Source organism: Kribbella sp. HUAS MG21 (genome assembly GCF_040254265.1).
GTDB lineage: Bacteria > Actinomycetota > Actinomycetes > Propionibacteriales > Kribbellaceae > Kribbella.
Window position 1 is genome coordinate 7874502 of the sequence record NZ_CP158165.1, and the last position, 20121, is coordinate 7894622.

General features: G+C 69.6%; 16 protein-coding genes. 11 read left to right on the forward strand and 5 right to left on the reverse strand.

What is annotated here, in order from left to right:
- Window positions 1-35 precede the first annotated feature (35 nt).
- Window positions 36-923 carry a cytochrome c oxidase subunit II gene (gene coxB, locus ABN611_RS37955; protein ID WP_350277136.1) on the reverse strand — a complete coding sequence of 296 codons (888 nt, stop codon included), beginning with the start codon at window positions 921-923 and terminating at the stop codon, window positions 36-38.
- Window positions 924-1017: 94 nt separating this feature from the next.
- Between coxB and ABN611_RS37960 the strand changes: the two genes are divergently transcribed.
- The 5 genes from ABN611_RS37960 (at window position 1018) to pulA (ending at window position 9355) form a co-directional block, all read left to right on the forward strand.
- On the forward strand, window positions 1018-2133 hold the full coding sequence (locus tag ABN611_RS37960; protein ID WP_350277137.1) for an aminotransferase class V-fold PLP-dependent enzyme: 1116 nt from the start codon (window positions 1018-1020) through the stop codon (window positions 2131-2133).
- Window positions 2130-2342, forward strand: coding sequence for a sulfurtransferase TusA family protein (locus tag ABN611_RS37965; RefSeq protein ID WP_350277138.1), 213 nt, complete (start codon window positions 2130-2132; stop codon window positions 2340-2342). Before ABN611_RS37960 ends, ABN611_RS37965 begins: the two co-directional genes overlap by 4 nt.
- A 13-nt stretch (window positions 2343-2355) precedes the next feature.
- A complete protein-coding gene (locus tag ABN611_RS37970; RefSeq protein ID WP_350277139.1) occupies window positions 2356-2910 on the forward strand; it encodes a GNAT family protein in 555 nt (184 codons plus the stop codon).
- A complete protein-coding gene (locus tag ABN611_RS37975; RefSeq protein WP_350277140.1) occupies window positions 2907-3629 on the forward strand; it encodes a Sir2 family NAD-dependent protein deacetylase in 723 nt (240 codons plus the stop codon). Before ABN611_RS37970 ends, ABN611_RS37975 begins: the two co-directional genes overlap by 4 nt.
- Before the next feature lie 74 nt (window positions 3630-3703).
- A complete protein-coding gene (gene pulA / locus ABN611_RS37980; protein WP_350277141.1) occupies window positions 3704-9355 on the forward strand; it encodes a pullulanase-type alpha-1,6-glucosidase in 5652 nt (1883 codons plus the stop codon).
- Between the two features lie 28 nt (window positions 9356-9383).
- Here pulA and ABN611_RS37985 read toward each other — a convergent pair whose 3' ends face one another.
- Window positions 9384-10280: a diacylglycerol kinase family protein gene (locus tag ABN611_RS37985; RefSeq protein WP_350277142.1), complete on the reverse strand. Its 897-nt coding sequence runs from the start codon at window positions 10278-10280 to the stop codon at window positions 9384-9386.
- Window positions 10281-10316: 36 nt separating this feature from the next.
- On the opposite strand from ABN611_RS37985, the gene ABN611_RS37990 reads away from it, so the two are divergent.
- Genes ABN611_RS37990 through ABN611_RS38015 form a run of 6 tightly spaced genes read left to right on the forward strand, consistent with a single transcriptional unit; the run spans window position 10317 to window position 17233 of the window.
- The gene (locus tag ABN611_RS37990; protein WP_350277143.1) at window positions 10317-11729 is read left to right on the forward strand and encodes a serine hydrolase; all 1413 of its coding nucleotides are present in this window, start codon (window positions 10317-10319) and stop codon (window positions 11727-11729) included.
- 49 nt (window positions 11730-11778) lie between these two features.
- Window positions 11779-12717, forward strand: coding sequence for an NAD(P)-dependent oxidoreductase (locus tag ABN611_RS37995; RefSeq protein WP_350277144.1), 939 nt, complete (start codon window positions 11779-11781; stop codon window positions 12715-12717).
- 21 nt (window positions 12718-12738) lie between these two features.
- A complete protein-coding gene (locus tag ABN611_RS38000) occupies window positions 12739-13926 on the forward strand; it encodes a M20 family metallopeptidase (RefSeq protein ID WP_350277145.1) in 1188 nt (395 codons plus the stop codon).
- A complete protein-coding gene (locus ABN611_RS38005; RefSeq protein ID WP_350277146.1) occupies window positions 13923-15086 on the forward strand; it encodes an amidohydrolase family protein in 1164 nt (387 codons plus the stop codon). Before ABN611_RS38000 ends, ABN611_RS38005 begins: the two co-directional genes overlap by 4 nt.
- 33 nt (window positions 15087-15119) lie before the next feature.
- The gene (locus tag ABN611_RS38010) at window positions 15120-16412 is read left to right on the forward strand and encodes an amidase family protein (RefSeq protein WP_350277147.1); all 1293 of its coding nucleotides are present in this window, start codon (window positions 15120-15122) and stop codon (window positions 16410-16412) included.
- A gap of 8 nt (window positions 16413-16420) precedes the next feature.
- Window positions 16421-17233, forward strand: coding sequence for a MerR family transcriptional regulator (locus ABN611_RS38015; protein ID WP_350277148.1), 813 nt, complete (start codon window positions 16421-16423; stop codon window positions 17231-17233).
- Here the strand turns inward: ABN611_RS38015 and ABN611_RS38020 are convergent.
- Genes ABN611_RS38020 through ABN611_RS38030 form a run of 3 tightly spaced genes read right to left on the reverse strand, consistent with a single transcriptional unit; the run spans window position 17220 to window position 20085 of the window.
- Complete coding sequence (locus tag ABN611_RS38020) at window positions 17220-17714, reverse strand: DUF3830 family protein (protein ID WP_350277149.1); 495 nt, start codon at window positions 17712-17714, stop codon at window positions 17220-17222. The genes ABN611_RS38015 and ABN611_RS38020 overlap by 14 nt on opposite strands.
- Entirely contained in the window at window positions 17711-19096 is a 1386-nt protein-coding gene (locus ABN611_RS38025; RefSeq protein ID WP_350277150.1) for an amidase, read from the reverse strand. Before ABN611_RS38025 ends, ABN611_RS38020 begins: the two co-directional genes overlap by 4 nt.
- On the reverse strand, window positions 19093-20085 hold the full coding sequence (locus ABN611_RS38030; protein ID WP_350277151.1) for a D-2-hydroxyacid dehydrogenase: 993 nt from the start codon (window positions 20083-20085) through the stop codon (window positions 19093-19095). Before ABN611_RS38030 ends, ABN611_RS38025 begins: the two co-directional genes overlap by 4 nt.
- Between the last annotated feature and the right edge of the window lie 36 nt (window positions 20086-20121).

Consider the following 20121-nt stretch of genomic DNA (forward strand, 5'->3'; position numbering starts at 1 on the left):
GCTACCGATGGCGCCGGTGCGCTCGGCGAACTCGGTCACTTCTCGCCCTCCCCTGTACCGGGAATGGTGGTGGCGTCGGCGCCACCGGTTGCGGCTCCGGTCTGGCCTCTGGCGGCCAGTTCCTTCAGGTGTGCGTCGTACTCGGCCCGCTCGACCACCTTGACCGTGAAGACCATCCGGCTGTGGTAGAGGCCGCAGAGCTCGGCGCACTTGCCGGCGAAGGTGCCGGTCTTGGTCGGGGTGAGCTGGAACTTGTTCGTCCGGCCCGGGATGACGTCGAGCTTGAAGTAGAACGACGGCACCCAGAAGGAGTGGATGACGTCCGGCGAGGTCAGGTCGAAGTGGACCGACTCGTTCACCGGCAGCCACAGCGTGGCGGGCTTGTCGAGCGTGCCGGTCTCCCAGACGCCCTCGTTCCCGTCGACGGTCTCCTTGTAGTTGAACGTCCACTGCCACTGCTGGCCCACCACGTTCACGGTGTGCTGCGGGCTGGCGTCCATCTTGGTGACCTGGTTGCCGTGCTCGACGGTGTAGAAGAACAGCACACCGATGATCGCGAACGGGGCCAGGGTGTAGAGCACCTCGAGCGGCAGGTTGTACCGCACCTGCCGGGGGGCCTCGTCGTTGCGCTTGCGGTACCGCACGCTGACCCAGAGGATCAGCCCCCAGACCAGCACGCCGATGATCAGCGCGGCGATCCAGGCCCCGATCCAGAGACTGCGGACAGCCTCGGTCCGGTCCGATGCGCCCTCGGGCAGACCGAGTCGCTTCCACTGCTCAGTGGTCGCCGACGAACAACCGGTGAGCAGCAGGGTGCCGAGCACCACCGCCGCACCGACCAGCAGGCGTCGCTTCGCCGGACGTGTGGCGCCGGCAGAACCTGCCGGTCGCTCCTCCACTCCGGGCGTGCCGTTCGAACCCACGGGGCGCCTTTCCCTTCCCAAGTGAGACTGACGACCAAACACTACTGGACACCGTTCGCGCTTCTGCGCATAGGTAGGGCTTAGCGTTTCCCGTGTGAGCGAGCGTACGTATCTGGACGCGGCGTCGGCCGAGCCGTTGCACCCGGCGGCGCGGGAGATGTTGCTCTCGGCAGTCGATTCCGGGTGGGCCGATCCGGTGCGGTTGCACCACGAAGGACGGACCGCGCGGTTGCTCCTGGACAACGCCCGGGCGGTGCTCGCGGACGCGATCGGCGTACGGCCGGACGAGCTCTACCTGACCACCTCCGGTACGGCGGCCATCCAGGCCGGCCTGACCGCTGTACGGGCCGCGAGGCACCGGGTCGGTACGGCGGTAGTGCACAGCGCAGTCGAGCACTCCGCCGTGCTGCACACCGCGGGCGGAGCAGGTGTCGAGGTAGGCGTCGACAGCCACGGGCGGGTCGACGTCGACGCGTTTGCCGACGCAGTACGGGGTCCAGGTGTGGCGGTGGCCGCACTGCAGTCGGCCAATCACGAGGTGGGGACGCGCCAGCCCGTGGCGGCGGTCGCGGCGGCGTGTGGCGACGTACCGGTGCTCGTTGACGCGTCCGCTTCCGTCGGGCGTGACGTAGTACCGCCGGGCTGGTCCGTGCTGGCGGCCAGTGCGCACAAGTGGGGTGGACCTGCTGGTGTGGGGCTGCTGGCGGTGCAGAAGGGCACGCGGATCGCTCCGGCGTGGCCGATGGACGAACGGGAGGACGGCCTCTCCCCCGGCTTCCCCGACGTACCGAACACGCTGGCCGCCGCTGCAGCGCTGCAGGCCCGTCTCGCTGAGGCCGACGCGCTCGACAAGCAGCACCGGGCCTGGATCGACGAGGTACGTCGCCGCGTGGCCGCCGACATTCCCGACGTGGAGGTGGTGGGCGACCCGGACGACCGGCTGCCGCACATCCTCACGTTCTCCTGTCTCTATGTGGACGGTGAGGCGCTGGTGACCGCGCTGGACGCGGAAGGGTTCGCCGTCTCCAGCGGATCTGCCTGTACGTCGAGCACGTTGCAGCCGTCACACGTACTGGCGGCCATGGGCGTGCTGACCCACGGCAACGTCCGGGTCTCGCTGGGGCGCGACACGAGCCACGACGACGTACTGCGGTTCTGCGCCGTACTGCCCGGGATCGTGCAGCGGATCCGGGCGGAGGTGGGGATGTGAACGTCGACCTGGACTGCACCGGCCTGCTCTGCCCACTCCCGGTGATCAAACTGGCCAAGGCGCTACCGACCGTTGCCGTCGGCGACACGGTCACAGTGCTGGCCGACGACCCGGCCGCGGCGACCGACATCCCTGCCTGGTGCCGGATGCGGTCGCAGGAGCTGGTGTCGGCGGCGGAAAACAAGTACGTCGTCCGGCGGGTGAGCTGACACACTGCGCGGCGTGACCGACTTCGCGCACAAACCGACGCTGACCGGGGACCTCGTCGTCCTGCGGCCCGTGGACGAGGCCGACTACGACGCGCTCGCGGCCGCGATGGACGACCCGGACGTGACCCGGCTGACCGGCAGCCACGGGGAGATCGGCGAGGAGCAGGCCCGCCAGTGGTACCGGACCCGCAAGGACCAGACCGACCGGCTGGACCTCGCGATCGTCGACAAGGCGTCCGGCGCCGTCGTCGGCGAGTCCGTGCTGAACGACTGGGACCCGGACAACCGGTCCTGCAACTTCCGGATCCTGATCGGCCCGGCCGGCCAGGGCCGCGGTCTCGGCACCGAGGCGACCCGGCTGACCGTCGGCTACGGGATCGAGCAGCTCGGTCTGCACCGGATCAGCCTGGGCGTGTACGCGTTCAACCCGCGGGCCCGGCGCGCGTACGAGAAGGCCGGCTTCACGGCCGAGGGCGTACTGCGGGACGCACTGCTGTGGGACGGCGAGTGGGTCGACGAGATCGTGATGTCGGTCCTGGCCGACGAATGGATACCGTCTGAGGTGTGATCAAGGCAGAGCGCATCGCAGTCCTGACCGGAGCCGGGATCTCGACTGCCTCGGGGATTCCCGACTTCCGGGGGCCGCAGGGGGTGTGGACGAAGGACCCGGCGGCGGAGGCGATGTTCGACATCGACGAGTACGTCGCCAGCCGCGAGGTGCGCGTGGCGACCTGGAAGCACCGCCTGTCGGTGCCGGCCTGGACGGCCGAGCCGAACCCGGGTCACCGCGCGCTGGTCGAGCTGGAGCGTCAGGGCCGCCTGACCGGGCTGGTCACGCAGAACGTCGACGGCCTGCATCAGAAGGCCGGCTCGTCGCCGGAGCTCGTCCACGAGCTGCACGGGACGGTCTGGTACGTCGACTGCCTGCAGTGCGGGCGCCGCATCCCGATGGCCGACGTACTCCCCCGGCTGGACTCGGGCGACGAGGACCCGGCCTGTGAGGTGTGCGGCGGGATCCTCAAGTCCGCCACCGTCTCCTTCGGCCAGTCGCTCGACCAGGAGGTGCTGGCGCGCGCAGTCGCCGCCACCGAGGCAGCAGACCTCTTCCTCGCGGTCGGCACGTCGCTGCAGGTCTACCCGGCCGCAGGTCTGTGTGACCTCGCACTGAACGCAGGCAAGCCGCTGGTCATCCTCAACGCCCAGCCGACGCCGTACGACGACCAGGCGACCACGGTGCTGCGCACGCCGATCGAGACGACTCTCCCGGGCCTCGTGACCTTACCGTGACATTCGAGCCCTCCTCACGGTAAAGAGCGGCGGCTAGCGTCCCCGGCAGATGAGTCGGCGGGGAGGGGCACGCGATGCGCGCGTTCAGGCGTTGGACAGCAGGATTCACCGCGGCAGCGGTAGTCGTACTAGGACTCGGGACGGCGGCACCAGCCCAGTCACAGGTTGCGGCCGAGCGGGTGATCACGCTCGCCGGGTCGCTGCAGAGCGAGCTGGGATGCGCGAGCGACTGGGACCCGGGCTGTGAGGCGAGCAGCCTAGGTGCGAGTGCGCCGTACACGAAGGTGTTCGACGTACCGGCCGGGTCGTACGAGTACAAGGTCACGGTCAACAAGAGCTGGGACGAGAACTACGGCGCGGGCGGCGTACTGAACGGGCCGAACATCCCGCTGCGGATCGAGGGCCCGGCCAAGCTGCAGTTCAGCTACGACGACACCACGCACGTCGTCACCGTGAAGCCGACGGTGCTCGCCGGGCCGACCGTGACCGCGGCCGACAAGGCGCTCGCGACGCCCAGCCTGCGTCCGGACCTCACCAAGGAGCGGTTCTACTTCCTGATGGCGGACCGGTTCGCGAACGGGGACAAGTCCAACGACACCGGCGGCCTCACCGGTGACCGGCTGCAGACCGGGCTGGACCCGGCGGACAAGGGCTTCTACCACGGCGGCGACCTGGCCGGGGTGATCCAGAAGCTCGACTACATCAAGTCGCTGGGGACGACGGCGATCTGGCTGACGCCGTCGTTCAAGAACCGCCCGGTGCAGGGCGCCGGCGCCGACGTCAGCGCGGGGTACCACGGCTATTGGATCACCGACTTCACCCAGATCGACCCGCACCTGGGCACGAACGCGGACATGAAGCGGCTGATCGACCTCGCGCACGGCAAGGGCATGAAGGTCTTCTTCGACATCATCACCAACCACACCGCGGACGTGATCGCGTACCAGTCCGGCGACTACGGGTACATCCCGAAGTCCACCGCGCCGTACAAGGATGCGCAGGGCAACGTCTTCGACGACAAGCAGTACGCCGGCGGCGACACCTTCCCGGCGCTGGACCCGAACACCAGCTTCCCGAACGTCCCGGTGTTCCGGACCGAGGCCGACAAGACCGTCAAGGTCCCGGCCTGGCTGAACGACCCGACGCTGTACCACAACCGCGGCGACTCGACCTTCGCCGGCGAGAGCGCGGAGTACGGCGACTTCGTCGGGCTGGACGACCTGTTCACCGAGCAGCCGAAGGTCCGCGACGGGATGATCGACGTCTACAAGACGTGGGCCGAGCTCGGCATCGACGGGTTCCGGATCGACACCGTGAAGCACGTGAACCTCGAGTTCTGGCAGAAGTTCTCCCCCGCGGTGCTGGCCGCGGCGCGGAACGCCGGCTCGGAGGACTTCTTCATGTTCGGCGAGGTCTTCGACGCGAACCCGCGGTTCATGTCGACGTACACGACGCAGGGCGCGCTGCAGGCCACGCTGGACTTCGGGTTCCAGCAGAACGCGGTCGCGTACGCGAAGGGCGACCCGGGCACCAAACTGCAGGACTTCTACGCGGACGACGACTACTACACCGACACGGACTCCAACGCGTACGCGCTGCCCACCTTCCTCGGCAACCACGACATGGGCCGCGTCGGCACGTTCCTGAAGCAGGGCGGCGCGGCTGGTCAGGAGCTGCTCGCCCGGGACAAGCTGGCGCACTCGCTGATGTACCTGACCCGCGGCCAGCCCGTCGTCTACTACGGCGACGAGCAGGGCTTCACAGGTCCGGGCGGTGACAAGGACGCACGGCAGGACATGTTCGCAACCAAGACCGCCGACTACATCGACGACGAGGTGGTCGACGGCACAGGTACGACGACGATCGGCAGCAAGGACAGGTACGACGCCGGCTCGCCGATGTACCAGCACATCGCCGCGCTGGCGAAGCTGCGCGCGAAGTACCCGGCCCTGGCGGACGGACGGCAGGTACATCGCTACACGTCCAACAGCAACGGCCTGTACGCGTTCAGCCGGCTGGGCAGCGACAACGTCGAGTACCTGGTCGTGGCGAACAACTCGAAGACAGGTGCCTCCGCCACGGTTCCGACGTACGTGCCGAACACCTGGCTCAAGCCGGTCTACGGCGGCTCCAAGCTGGTCAAGACCGACCGCGAGGGCAGGGTGGTCGTCAGCCAGGCGCCTCTGTCCGTGACGGTGTACCAGGCGCAGTCCAAGGTCCCCGCGCCTAACAAGGCGCCTAGCGTCTACATGAGCTCGCCGGAACTCGGTGGCACGGTCGGCGGGCGTGCTGAGATCGCTGCCGCGGTTCCGGCGAACACCCCGGTCACCGTGACGTTCGGCTACCGCCCTGTGGGTACTACGGACTGGAAGCGGCTCGGCGCCGACGACAACGCGCCGTACCGCGTCTTCCAGGACGTCAGCGCGCTGCCCAAGGGCACGCTGCTCGAGTACCGCGCCGTGCTGCGGGACATCGCCGGCAACTACTCGGTGTCCGGCTCGTACGGCGTCATCGGCGACGCCCCCGCGGCGGGTGGCGGAGGTGGTGGCACAGGTCCGGTCGTACAGCCGGCCAACGTGTCCGTGCCGGGTGACCACAACAGCGAGATGGGCTGCCCGGCGGACTGGTCGCCGGACTGCACCCAGGCCCAGCTGAGCCTGGACCCGAAGGACAAGGTGTGGAAGGGCACGTACACGATCCCGGCCGGTGAGCACGCGTACAAAGCGGCGATCAACAAGACCTGGGACGAGAACTACGGCGCAGGCGGTGTGCAGAACGGCGCCAACATCTCCTACACGGCACCTACCGGCCCAGTGTCCTTCTACTACGAGCACGGCCGGCACTTCGTCACGTCCAGCGCGCAGGGCCCGCTCATCACCGTGCCTGGGTCGTTCCAGTCCGAACTGGGCTGTCCGACCGACTGGGATCCCGCCTGCATGCGACCCTGGTTGACCGACGAGGACGGTGACGGCACGTTCACCTGGTCCACCAGCGAGTTGAAGGCGGGCAGCTATGAGGCGAAGGTCGCGCACAACCTGTCCTGGGACGAGAGCTACCCGGCGAACAACGTGCCGGTCACGGTTCCCGCTGACGGGCTGGTCGTCACGTTCTCGTACGTGCTCGCGACCCACCAGCTCACGGTGACGACCGCCAAGCCCGGTGCGCAGCCGGACCTCAGCCAGGCGAAGGCGTACTGGCTCGACCGCGACACTCTCGCCGTACCGGCCGTCGCCCACCCGGAGCGGTACCGCTGGCGGCTGCACTGGTCCGACACCGGTTCGCTGAAGGTGGACGTCAACGACATCGGCGGCTCGTCGGCAGCACTGCGCTACGACCCTGCTGAGGTGAAGCCCGGCTACACCACGCTCCGGCTCGACCATGGCGACGTACGCAAGATCCTCACCGGGCAGCTCGGTCTGGCGCAGTACGACGACGCAGGCCGGCTCCTGGATGCGACAGGCGTCCAGGTCCCCGGCGTGCTCGACGACATCTACGCAAGCGCGACCAACCGCGCGTACGGCGTCACCTGGCAGGCCGGCAAACCGACCTTCACGCTCTGGGCCCCCACCGCCCAGTCCGTGAAGCTCCTGGTCGGTTCGGCGGCACTACCGATGCAGCGTCAGTCCGACGGGTCCTGGGCCATCAGCGGTCCGCGCTCGTGGAAGGGGGCGTCGTACCGGTTCGAAGTCACGGTCTACGCACCCAGCACGGGCAAGGTCGAGTCCAACCTCGTCACGGACCCGTACTCCGTGGCGTTGACGACCGACTCGGCGTACTCCGTTGCGGTCGACCTGAACGACCCGGCCGGGAAGCCGGCCCTCTGGTCGAACACACCGTCCCCGAAGCTCGCGCGTGGTCTCGACTCGACCATCTACGAGCTGCACGTCCGGGACTTCTCGATCAACGACAGCACGGTCCCGGCCGCGCACCGCGGTACCTACCTGGCCTTCGCCGACGAGGGCAACGGCACCAAGCATCTACGCAAGCTGAAGGCCGCAGGCCTCAACACAGTGCACTTACTACCTACCTTCGACATCGCGTCGATCCCGGAGACCGGTCAGCAAACGCCTGCGTGTGACCTGAAGGCGCTGCCGGCCGACTCCGACCAGCAGCAGGCCTGCGTGACAGCAGTGGCTGCGAAGGACGGTTTCAACTGGGGCTACGACCCGTTCCACTGGCTGGCGCCGGAGGGGTCGTACGCGACGCAGAAGGAGGGCTTGGCGCGGGTCGCGGAGTTCCGCACGATGGTCGGCGGGCTGCACAAGTCCGGGCTGCGCGTGGTCCTCGACCAGGTCTTCAACCACACGCCGGCCGCCGGGCAGGCGCCCACGTCGGTGCTGGACCGGATCGTGCCGGGGTACTACCAGCGGCTGAACGCCACCGGGAAGGTCGAGACCTCCACCTGCTGCAGCAACATCGCCACCGAGCACGCGATGGCCGAGAAGATCATGGTCGACGGCACCGTGAGCTGGGCGCGCAACTACCGCGTGGACGGCTTCCGGTTCGACCTGATGGGCCACCACTCCAAGGCGAACATGCTGAAGGTCCGGGCCGCTCTGGACCAGCTGACCCTGGCCAAGGACGGTGTGGACGGCAAGTCGATCTACGTGTACGGCGAGGGCTGGAACTTCGGTGAGGTGGCGGACGACGCCCTGTTCGAGCAGGCGCGCCAGGGCAACCTCGGCGGGACCGGCATCGGCACGTTCTCGGACCGGCTGCGGGACGCGGTGCGGGGCGGCGGACCGTTCGACGAGAACCCGCGGCTGCAGGGCTTCGGCTCCGGTGCGGCGAGCGACCCGAACGGCGACCCGGTGAACGGTACGGCGGCAGAGCGCGCGAAGCGGCTCGCACACGACACCGACCTCGTCCAGCTCGGCCTGGCCGGCAACCTCCGGTCGTTCAGCTTCAAGTCCGCATCTTCCGGACAGGTGGTGCGCGGCGACCAGGTCGACTACAACGGCTCTCCGGCCGGGTACGCGGACCAGCCGGACGAGGTGGTCACGTACGTCGATGCCCACGACAACGAGACGCTGTGGGACGCGCTGACGTACAAGCTGCCGCCCAGCCTGCCGATGGCGGACCGGGTCCGGATGAACACGTTGTCGCTGGCCACGGCCGCCCTGTCGCAGACACCGGCGTTCTGGCACGCGGGCGCGGACATGCTGCGCAGCAAGTCGCTGGACCGCAACTCGTACGACTCCGGCGACTGGTTCAACACCCTGGACTGGACGGGCGCCGACAACGGCTTCGGCCACGGTCTGCCGCCTAAGCCCGACAACGAGGCCAAGTGGCCCTACATGAAGCCACTGCTCGCCGACCCGGCGCTGAAGCCGTCCGCAACCGAGGTGGCGACAGCCTCCGCGGCTGCAGCGGACCTACTGAAGCTGCGGTTCTCCACGCCGCTCTTCCGGCTGGGCTCGGCAGCACTGATCAACCAGAAGCTGAGCTTCCCCCTCAGCGGTACGACGCCCGGCGTCATCACCATGCGCATCGACGACACGGTCGGCCCGGACGTCGACCCGGCGCTGAAGGGCGTCGTGGTGGTCTTCAACTCGACCAGCTCACCCGTGACGCAACAGGTCCCGGGGCTGGCCGGGGCCAACCTGTCCCTGTCCCCTGTCCAGGCAGCTGGTTCGGATCCGGTCGTCAAGCAGACGACGTGGTCCGTAGCCTCCGGTACGGCGACCGTGCCGCCGCGGACTGTCGCCGTACTCGTCCAGAACTGACCGGGCTACTCCGCGCCGGTCGTCCGCTTCACGGCACGCGGACGACCAGCGCGGAGGGGTCGACCTCCGCGACCAGGTTGGCGCCCGACGTGATGGCGTCGCCGTCGAGCTGACGTCGTACCGGACGGTCGGCGCGGATCTGGATGCGCTGACCGGTGAACCGCTCGACGTGCCGCTCGCGCCAGGAGCGGATCACGAGTCCGAGCGCGAGCCGCGGCCAGTGCGTGATCCGGCGGGGCGCGAGCACCACCGCGTCGATCGTGCCGTCGTCCGGGGTGGCGTCCGGGAGCAGCGGGATGTTCGCCTGCAGGGTGCCGACGTTGCCGATCACCACGGTCCGCGCGCGGCGGCGCACCGGCGGCTGGTCGTCGACCGTGATCTCGACCCGGACGAACGGGTGGTTCAGGTTCTTCAGCGTCGACACGACGTACGCCGCCCAGCCGACGCGCTTTTTCAGGTCGTCGGGCGCGTCCTCGATGATCGCGGCGTCCAGCCCGAGGCCCGCCATCACCACGAACCGGTCCTCGGGCAGCTGGTCGCCCTTCACCAGGACGCTGTCGATCCGCTGCTGCGAGCCGTCCAGCAGCTCGGTCAGCGCGACCTCCAGCTCGAGGGAGATCCCGAGGTTGCGGGCCAGCAGGTTGCCGGTGCCGCCGGGCAGGACAGCGACCGGAACCGCGGTCCGCGCCAGCTCGGCGCATACCACCCGGACGGTGCCGTCGCCGCCCGCCACGAGTACCAGGTCGACCTGCTCCTCGACGGCTCGCCGGGCCATCGTGACGCCGGCGTCGTCCTCGGTCGTCTCCAGCCACAACGGCTCCCCGAACCCGCGCTCGGACAGCGCGACCTCGACGATCCGGCGGAACTCGTCGCCCTCGACCTTCACCGGATTCACGATCACGGCTGCCCGCCTGGCAGAACTCACCTGATTTTGTCCGTTCCTGGAGATAGCGTGCTGTGCGTGAGCAGACTTCCACGGAGTACGCCGGAATCCCAGGGCCTGGACGCCGCGGCGCTCGGCTCGTTCGTCGCCGCGCTGGACGCGGGCGCCCCCGAGATCCAGACGTTGATGGTGCTGCGGCACGGCCAGGTGGTGCTCGAGGAGGCCTGGGCGCCGTACCGGCTCGAGGACCGGCACCTGCTGTTCTCGGTGTCGAAGAGCTTCACCTCGACGGCGATCGGGCTGGCGATCGACGAGGGCCTGCTGTCGCTCGAGGACCCGGTGGTGTCGTTCTTCGGCGCCGACGAGCTACCGGAGACGATCAGCGACAACCTGGCCGCGATGAAGGTCCGGCATCTGCTGACGATGACGACCGGCCATTCGAAGGACACGGTCGAGGCGCTGAGCCGGGACCGCCGGATGGTGAAGATCTTCCTCGGGCTCGACGTGGAGCACGAGCCGGGGACCGTGTTCGTCTATAACAGCGGCGCGACGTACATGCTGTCCGCGATCCTGCAGCGGCTCACCGGCGAGCGGCTGCTCGACTACCTGCGACCGCGGCTGTTCGAGCCGCTGGGCGCCACCGAGGCGACCTGGCAGGTGTCGAAGGAGGGCATCACCGTCGGCGGGTGGGGGCTGAGCGTCAACACCGAGACGCTGGCGTGCTTCGGGCAGCTGCTGCTGCAGCACGGCGAGTGGCAGGGCCGGCAGCTCGTCCCCGTCGAGTGGTACGAGGCGGCGACATCGAAGCAGGTCCCCAACGACAACGAGGAGAACCCGGACTGGAAGCAGGGGTACGGCTACCAGTTCTGGCGCGGCCGCCACAACACGTACCGCGGCGACGGCGCGTTCGGGCAGTTCTGCGTGGTGATCCCGGAGTACGACGCCGTGCTGATCGTCACCAGTGCGACGCAGGACATGCAGGCGATCCTCAACACCGCGTGGGAGTACCTGCTGCCGGCACTGGAAGGCAAGGAGGTGCCGGTGCTGCCGCGGCCGGAGCGGCTCGAGCTCCCGCCGCCGAGCGGTCCGGCGCCCGCGGGCGGTGACGGGCGGACGTACCGGTTCGCAGCGGACAACATGCTCGGGCTCGTGTCGGCACGCATCGACCCGGACGGCACCGGCACGTTCAGCTTCCGGGACCTCGAGGACGGCAGCCGGCACGACCTGGTCTGCGCGGCGGGCGACTGGCGTGAGGCGTCCGCTCCGGGCACGGTCGACGACGCGGCGCCCGAGGTGGGCGAGCGGGTGGTGACCAACGCGTACGGCGACGGCGACGCGTTCGTGGCGACGCTCCGCTGGCTGGAGTCGCCGTACGTCGCGACGCTCACCTGCCGGGTCACCGGCGACACCCTGACCGTCGACGTCGCCCTCAACGTGTCCTTCGGGCCGACCGATTTCACAATTGTTTCGGAGCCGATGTCACAGAACTGAGGCAGCGCGTGTCCTCCGGGTCGTACTCACGGACGACGGAGGAACGACGATGAAGATCTTGGTGGCAGGTGCGACCGGCGGACTGGGCCGGTCACTGGTACCGCAGCTGGTCGCGGCCGGGCACGAGGTGACCGGGATGATCCGGTCCCAGTCCGGCGCGGCCGGGGTGCGGGCCTTCGGTGCGGACGTCGTACTCGCTGACGGGCTGGACGCCGCCGCCGTACGCGCCGCGGTGGAGTCGGTCCGGCCCGAGGTCGTCGTGCACCAGATGACGGCGCTCAGCGGCGGGATCGATTTCAAGCACTTCGACGACAGCTTCGCGCTGACGAACCGGCTGCGGACCGAAGGCACCGACAACCTGCTCGCCGCGTCACAGGCTGCCGGCGTACGACGGTTCGTCGTCCAGTCGTACGCCGGCTGGAACATGCAGCACGGCGGGTCCGCCGCGAAGACCGAGGCGGACCCGCTCGACCCGACACCGGTGCCCGCGCAGCGGCAGACGATGGCCGGCATCAAGTACGTCGAATCGGCCGCGCTGAACGCCGACGGCATCGAGGGCGTCGCGCTCCGGTACGCGAACTTCTATGGGCCGACCGCCGCGCTCGGCAAGGGCGGCTCGATGGTGGAGCTGGTCCAGAAGCGCCGGCTGCCGATCATCGGCGACGGCACCGGGGTGTGGTCGTTCATCCACTACGACGACGCGGCCGCCGCGACCGTGAAGGCAATCGAGAGCGACGTGACGGGCGTGTACCAGATCGCCGACGACGAGCCGGCGCAGGCGTCGGTCTGGCTACCGGAGCTGGCCCGCATCCTCGGCGCGAAACCCCCACGGCACATCCCCACCTGGCTCGGCCGCCTCGCGGTCGGCGACGTCGGCGTAGCAGCCTTCACCGAGATCCGCGGCGTCGACAACACCCTGGCCAAGAAGACCTTCAACTGGCAGCCCCATTACGCCTCCTGGCGCGAAGGCTTCCGCGAGGGGCTGTAAGGCCATCTAAGGTGGGTGGGCATGAGCCTGTCGCCTGCTGAACAGAAGGTGCTGGATCGGATCGACGAGGATCTGCTGGTCCGGATCACGCAGGACCTGCTGCGCTCCCCCGGCCAGAATCCGCCCGGCGAGGAGGCCGCCACGGTGGCCGTCCTTGCTGCGGCGGCGCAGGAGCTCGGCCTCGACGTGCGCCGTTCTCCGGTCGAGCTGGGCCGCGAGAACGTGGCTGTAACTCTTGCTGGTGGCAACAATCCTGGCCTGCTGCTGCTCGGTCACACCGACGTGGTCCCGGTCGGCGACGGCTGGACGGTCGACCCGTACAGCGGATTGCTCCACGACGGCCGTCTTTATGGTCGCGGTGCCTCCGACATGAAGGGCGGCCTCGCCGCGGCTCTGGTCGCGATGGCCGCCCTCCGCGACATCCCACTGGCCGGGCCGGTCGAACTCGCAGCCCTCATAGACGAAGAAGAAACCGGCAAAGGCATCCGCGCCTACATCTCTGAGAACGACCGTCGGTATATCGGGTGCATCACCGCCGAGCCGACCGACCTGCAGACGATCATCGCGGCGCGCGGGGACTCCTATCTCCAGGTGTCGGTCCACGGGCGCGCCTCGCACGCGGGCAACCCGGACGGTGGCGCGAACGCGATCTACGGCGCCGCCGCAGTGGTCGCCGAGATCGAACACCTGCATCAGGAACTCGCCGCCACGCCCCACCCGCTGCTCGGCCCGGCAACCTGGAGCGTCGGTCAGATCAACGGCGGCACCGGCGGCTCGATCGTCCCCGCCGACTGCGTGCTGGTCGCCGACCGCCGGCTCCTCCCCGGCGAGTCTCCCGCGGAGGTGCTCGCCGACCTCGGCCGCCGGGTGGCCGCCCTCCGCCTGGAGGATCGCGGCCTGACCGTCGAGCTCGCGATGCCGATGGAGATGCCCGCGTTCGAAACGGCCGAGGACGCGCCGCTCGTGCAGATCACCGAGACCGCGCGCCGTGACGCCGGCGGCGAGCCGATGCCGCTGGCCGGCTGGACCGCGGCCTGCGACGGCGGGTACGTCGCCCGCGATCTCGGCGTACCGGTCGTGGTCCTTGGCCCAGGCTCCGTCACAACCCAGGCCCACCGCGCCGACGAGTCCGTCGCCGTCGCAGAACTCGTCACAGCAGCCCGCACCTACGCCCTCACAGCCCTCCGCCTCCTGGCGGTCCACGAATGACCAGGCGGGTGGTGTTCCGGGGTGGGATGGTGCTGGATGTGCTCGGCGGGGAGGTCGCGCAGGCGGACGTCGTGGTGGAGGGCGAGCGGATCGTCGGGGTCGGGATCGGGCTGGACGGGGACGAGGCGGTCGAGTGTGAGGGTGGGCTGCTGGTTCCGGGGTTCATCGACTGTCACACGCACGTGTGCATCGCGCAGACGCGGTTGGATCCGTTCGGGTTGCCGCGGTCGGTTCGGCCCTTGTCCGCCGTACCTGTACTGCGGACGCTGCTGAGGCTCGGCGTCACGACCGTGCGGGATGCGTGGGGTGCGGACGCGGGCGTGCGAATGGCGGTGGAGCGGGGCTGGATCGAGGGGCCGCAGGTGCTGCTCAGCTTGCGGCAGGTCGGAACGACGGGCGCGATCGGCGACCTCTGGGCGCCGCGCACCGGACCGCTCGACTTCTTCGACGATCCCTCGATGCCGGATCCGATCTTCGACGGCCCCGACGCGGCCCGTGCCGTCGTACGGCGGATGGTGCGAGCGGGTGCCGACTGGATCAAGGTCACGGCCACCGGCTCCCTCGCGATCGGCAAGGGGCTCGAGGACGTCGAGCTGACCTTCGACGAGCTCGCCGCGCTCGTGGACGAAGCGGCGAGGCGCGGCGGCCGGCGCGTGATGGTGCACGCGCACGGCGCCCGCGCGGTCGAGCTGGCTGCGCGAGCGGGCGCGGCGAGCATCGAGCACGGCACCTACCTCGACGAGGCCGCCGTCGACGCCATGGCGGCGAACAACACTTGGTACGTCCCGACGTTGTCCGTCACGCAGTCCGACCCCCAGCAGGTACCGCACGGCGCACCCGAGGCACACCGGGAGTCGATGCGCCTCGCGATCGACGCCGGCGTCCAGATCGCGATGGGCACCGACAACCCCGTCCGCCCGCACACCGAAGTGTTGTGGGAGCTCAATCACCTGTCAGCCGCAGGCCTGGGCGACACGGGAGCGCTCCGAGCCGCGACGATCGACGCCGCCCGCCTCCTCGGCCTCGCGGACGACCGCGGCGAGCTCGCGGTGGGCAAACGCGCCGACCTGGTCCTGCTGGACGGCACAGACCTGGACTGCACATCACTCGACGGGCGCATCCGGCGGGTCTTCCGCAACGGGACCGAAGTCGAGCGTTGACCCTGACACTGTGTCAGGCCATAGACCGGGCGCATGGACACAGCACTAGAGATCGCGGAGCGGATCCGCACAGGTCAGGTGACCTCGCGTGAGGTGACGGAGGACCTGCTCGCGCGGATTGCGAACGACACCGAGGTCAACGCGGTCGTCGAGGTAGGTGACGACGCGCTGGCCGCAGCCGACCGCGCCGACGCGATGGTGACCGAGGGCGCACCGATCGGGCCGCTGCACGGCGTACCGATGACCGTCAAGGACTGCTTCGACGTGGCCGGGATGCACACCACCTGGGGCAATCCCGCGTTCGCCGGCAACATCGCCGACCGAGACGCGACGGTCGTGCAACGGCTCCGGCGTGCCGGAGCAGTCATCGTCGGCAAGAGCAACGTGCACACGATGCTCGCAGACTTCGGCCAGACCGCCAACGAGATCTACGGACGCACGAACAACCCGGCGGACCTCAGCCGGACACCGGGCGGGTCGAGCGGCGGCGGCGCGGCCGCGCTCGCCGCAGGCCTCACTTATCTCGAGTACGGCTCCGACCTGGTCGGCTCGATCCGCCTGCCTGCGGCGTACTGCGGCGTCTACGGCCTCAGGCCCACCAACGGACTCGTCCCGCTGCGCGGCTTCGACGTCCCCGGTACGCCGTACCTCCCGAGCGAACTGCCCAACTTGTCGACAATCGGACCACTCGCCCGCTCCGCCGCCGATCTGCGGACCGCACTGCAGGCGACCGCCGGCCCCGACGCGCCGTACTCGTACCGACTTCCGCCGCCCCGGCACACCCGCCTCCAGGACTACCGCGTCGGCGTCGTCACCGATCACCCCGCGGCGCCGGTCACCGGCGACGTCGGCGACGCGTTGTCGGCCACCATCGACCGCATCGCCAGAACTGGCGCGAAGATTGTTGACAATTGGCCGGTCGACGTCGACCCGAACGAGCAGGCGGAGGACTTCGGCCGTCAGGTCGAGCTGTTCTTCGCGCTGCACGTCGACTCGGACAGCGAACTGTCGCTCGCGGAACTGCGCGACCTCGAGCGGCGCCGGATGACGGCACGCCAGAAGTGGCAGCGGTACTTCGAGGACGTCGACGTCTTCCTGTGCCCGACGAGCTTCACGGTCGCGTTCCCGCACGGTGCCACGACCATCGCAGGGCAGCCGTACGAGGCGCAGGTGTTCTGGATCGCCCACGCGTCACTGACCGGGCACCCCGCGCTCAGCATGCCGATCGGGCACACCCCGGCGGGGTTGCCGGTGGGCGCTCAGGTGATCGGCCCGTGGCATGAGGACGACACCGCGATCACGTTCGCCGAGCTCCTGGCTGGTTGACTGCCGTCATGTTCGCGATCGGTGAGTTCGCCCGCCACGGCCGGGTGTCGATTCGGATGCTGCGGCACTACGACGCGATCGGCCTGCTGCGACCGGCGTACGTCGATCCCGCCACCGGCTACCGCAGTTACACCGCGGCGCAGCTCGCCGACCTGAACCGGATCGTCGCGCTCAAGGACCTCGGCTTCTCCCTCGACCAGGTCCGCACGATGATCGCGGACGACCTCGGCCCGGCCGAGCTCCGCGCGATGCTCACGCTACGCCGCGCGCAGCTGGAGACCACGCTGGCCGAGAGCCACGCGCGGCTCGCCCAGGTCGCGTCACGCCTGCGCGGCCTGGAGTCCGACGTTCCGGCCGCGGATGTCGTCGTCAAGGAGCTGCCCGCTGTACGGCTCGTCGGCCTGACCGCCGCCGCTCCGAGTTTCACGCCAGACGACATCACGCCCGTGGTACATCCGCTCTGCGCAGAGCTCGGCCGGCGGTTGCCGGAGGCCGACGTCCGGCCCTCGGGTCGTCTGACTTGCCTGTACGAGCAGGAGTCCGAGGACCAGGTCGTCGTCCGCGCGACGGTACCGGCCGTAGTCGATGCCGGAGGCAACCTCAACGGGCTGGACGTGATCGATCTGCCCGCCGTGCAGGCGGCGACGCTGGTGCACCGCGGGCCGATCGACCAGGTCCTTCCGTCCTGGCAGGCGCTGGCCCGCTGGCTCGACGACAACGGCCGGCGCGCCGCCGAGCCGGCCCGCGAGCTCTACCTCGACATCCCGGACGATCCAGATGGCTGGGTCACGGAACTGCAGCAGCCGCTCACAACCGGCTGAACGACAGGGTCTCGCCGCGGGCGCCGCCCATCCACAGGTCCTGGCAGGCCGCGGCGAACTCCTCCAGGTTCTCCGTCACCGCACCGAACACGTTGCCCGGCACCCACCCCTGGTCACCGTTGATCAGCAGGTTGTTGCGCCCGTAGAACACCGCCAGGTCGACGATCGCCCCGGTCGTGCCGGTGCCGGTGGTGTTCTCGTACCCGTACGCCGGGTTCCCGAGGTCGTCGGAGTCGAACGAGAACCAGCACAGATCGCCCGGGATCGGCGTGACCGTGGTGTTCTCCTTGCCGGGATCGGGCGCGAACGCGGGCAGCAGCGTGTAGATCTCGTTCCGCGCGTACTTGCCGTGGAACACCGGCGCCGACAGCGGCAGCGCGTCCCACACCGCCGCACAGGTCCGCGGCGCCACGTCCTCGAGGAGCTTCGCGACGCAGCTCACGCCGCGCTTGTCCAGGCTGACGGTGATGTACTTGCTCACTGGGCCTCCAGGGTCGGGGTACGCAGGTGCCACTCGGTCGCGGCCTGATAGGCCTGACCGACCCGCAACGTCAGCGCGTCGGCATGCCTCGGCCCGACCACCTGCAGCCCCACCGGCAGCCCGGCCCGGGTGAAACCGCACGGCACACTCAGCGCCGGCTGCTGCGTGAGGTTGAAGGGATACGTGTACGGCGTCCAGTCGGTCCAGTCCGGCGACGCCGAACCGTCCGGCACGTCCTGCCCGATCGGGAACGCGGTGATCGGCAGCGTCGGCGTCACCAGTACGTCGTACCGCTCGTGGAAGCGGCCCATCAGCGTCCCGAGGTCCATCCGTACGGCGGTCGCGTCGAGGAAGTCCGAGGCCGTGTACGCCGATCCGAGCGCGGCGACCCGCCGCAGCCCGGGGTCGACGCGATCGTCGACCGTGTACGCCGACAGCACCTTCGCCGCGCCCGACCACCACAGCACGTTGAACGCGTCGACCGGGTCCGCGAACCCGGGATCGACGTCCTCCACCTCGGCGCCGAGGTCCGCGAGCACGCCGGCCGCGGTCCGTACCAGCGCCTCGACCTCGGGATCGTTGCGGACGTACCCGAGGTTCGCCGAGAACCCGACGCGCAGGCCCGCGATCCCGTCGTCGATGCCGTCCAGGAAGGAGTGGCTCGGTGTCGGCATCGCCGACCAGTCGCGGGAGTCGAACCCGGTCACGATGTCGAGCAGCGCCGCCGCGTCGCGCACGGTCCGTGTCATCGGCCCCGCGTGCGAGAGCGTCCCGAACGCGCTCGGCGGGTAGAGCGGGATCAGCCCGTACGTCGGCTTCAACGCGACCGTGCCGGTGAACGCCGCCGGGATCCGGACCGATCCGCCGCCGTCCGTGCCGAGCGACCACACGCCCATCCCGAGTCCGACCGCGGTCGCCGAGCCGCCGCTCGAACCGCCTGCGGTTCTCGCCGGATCCCACGGGTTGCCGGTCGCGCCGTACGTGAACGAGTCCGTGACGCCCTTCCAGGAGTACTCCGGCGTGGTCGTCTTCCCGAGGATGACGGCGCCCGTCTCACGCAGCCGCGCGACCGACGGCGCGTCCTCGTCCCACGGTCCGGCCGGGTCGATCATCGTGCTGCCGCGGATTGTCGGCCATCCTTTTGTCCACAATGCGTCCTTGACGGACGTCGGCACACCGTCGCCGGGTCCCAGCGGGGTGCCCGCGTGCCAGCGCGCCTCCGACTCCTTGGCCGCGGCGAGCGCACCCTCGGCGTCGACGAGCACGAAGGCGTTGACCTGCTTGCCGTAGCGCTCGATCGCGTCGAGCGCGGCCTGGGTCGCCTCGACCGGGGACAACTCTCCGGTCCGGTAGCCCGCCACCAACTCGGATGCCTGCCTCATCGATCTCCTGTCGGAATGTAGCCAAGCTTCTTGTCAACAATGTTCAGGAGCGGTTCGCCGGCGAGCCAGCGGTGGACGTTGGTCGCGAACTGGGCCGCGAGGGTGTCGCGCCAGCCGATCACGTCACCGGACATGTGCGCGGTGACCGTCACGTTGGGCGCGTCCCACAGCGGATGGTCCGGCGGCAGCGGTTCGGTGTCGAACACGTCGAGAGTCGCCGCGATCCTGCCGTCGTGGAGGGCGGCGAGCAGTGCGGTTTCGTCGACAATCGGACCACGAGCAACGTTGACCAGGTGCGTACCGGGCCGCATCGCGGCGAGCACGGCCGCGTCGACGAGTCCCCGGGTGGCGCTGGTCAACGGCGCGGCGAGTACGACATGATCCGCCCACGCGACCTCGGCGACAAGATTGCTGCTGGCAACGATCGTGCCGAAGTCCGGGTCGTCCCCTCGCGCGACCCGGCCGGCACCCCGGACCTCCAACCCGGCCGCACGCAGCAGCCGGGCCGTCTCCCTCCCGATCGCACCGGTCCCGACGACCAGTGCCCGCGCCCCGAGCACACTGCGCGTCTCGCGGTGCTGCCATTGCCGGCCGCGCTGCAGGTCGTAGCTGCGCAGGCTGTCCTTGGCGTGCGCGATCACGGCACCGAGCACGTACTCCGCGATCGGCCGGTCGAACACCCCGTGCGCGTTGGTGACCACGACCGCGGAGTCCCGCAGTTCGTCGAACAGCAACGTGTCGACACCCGCGGCGGTGACGTGGATCCATTCGAGCGACCCGGCGTCGTCCCAGACGTCCCGGACAGCCGTCGAGAAGAAGTCCCAGAGCATCAGGGCCCGGGCACCGTCGACCGCCGCCCGCAGCCCGTCCGCGGCGCAATACCGGAAGTCGACGGGCAGGCCGTCGAGCCCCGGCGGACGGTCGGTCGCCCGCTCACAGAGCACCGCGACGACTGGTCTGTCCGCGGAGCTCTTCGGGGTGGCCGGCACAGGTTCGAGGCTAGGAACTCGCTGGTAGGATTGTCA

Coding starts and splice junctions, on each gene's coding strand:
- pulA (WP_350277141.1), top strand. CDS start 3,704: ATGCGCGCGTTCAGGCGTTGGACAGCAGGATTCACCGCGGCAGCGGTA.
- ABN611_RS37995 (WP_350277144.1), top strand. CDS start 11,779: ATGAAGATCTTGGTGGCAGGTGCGACCGGCGGACTGGGCCGGTCACTG.
- ABN611_RS38000 (WP_350277145.1), top strand. CDS start 12,739: ATGAGCCTGTCGCCTGCTGAACAGAAGGTGCTGGATCGGATCGACGAG.
- ABN611_RS38005 (WP_350277146.1), top strand. CDS start 13,923: ATGACCAGGCGGGTGGTGTTCCGGGGTGGGATGGTGCTGGATGTGCTC.
- ABN611_RS38010 (WP_350277147.1), top strand. CDS start 15,120: ATGGACACAGCACTAGAGATCGCGGAGCGGATCCGCACAGGTCAGGTG.
- ABN611_RS38015 (WP_350277148.1), top strand. CDS start 16,421: ATGTTCGCGATCGGTGAGTTCGCCCGCCACGGCCGGGTGTCGATTCGG.
- ABN611_RS38025 (WP_350277150.1), bottom strand. CDS start 19,096: ATGAGGCAGGCATCCGAGTTGGTGGCGGGCTACCGGACCGGAGAGTTG.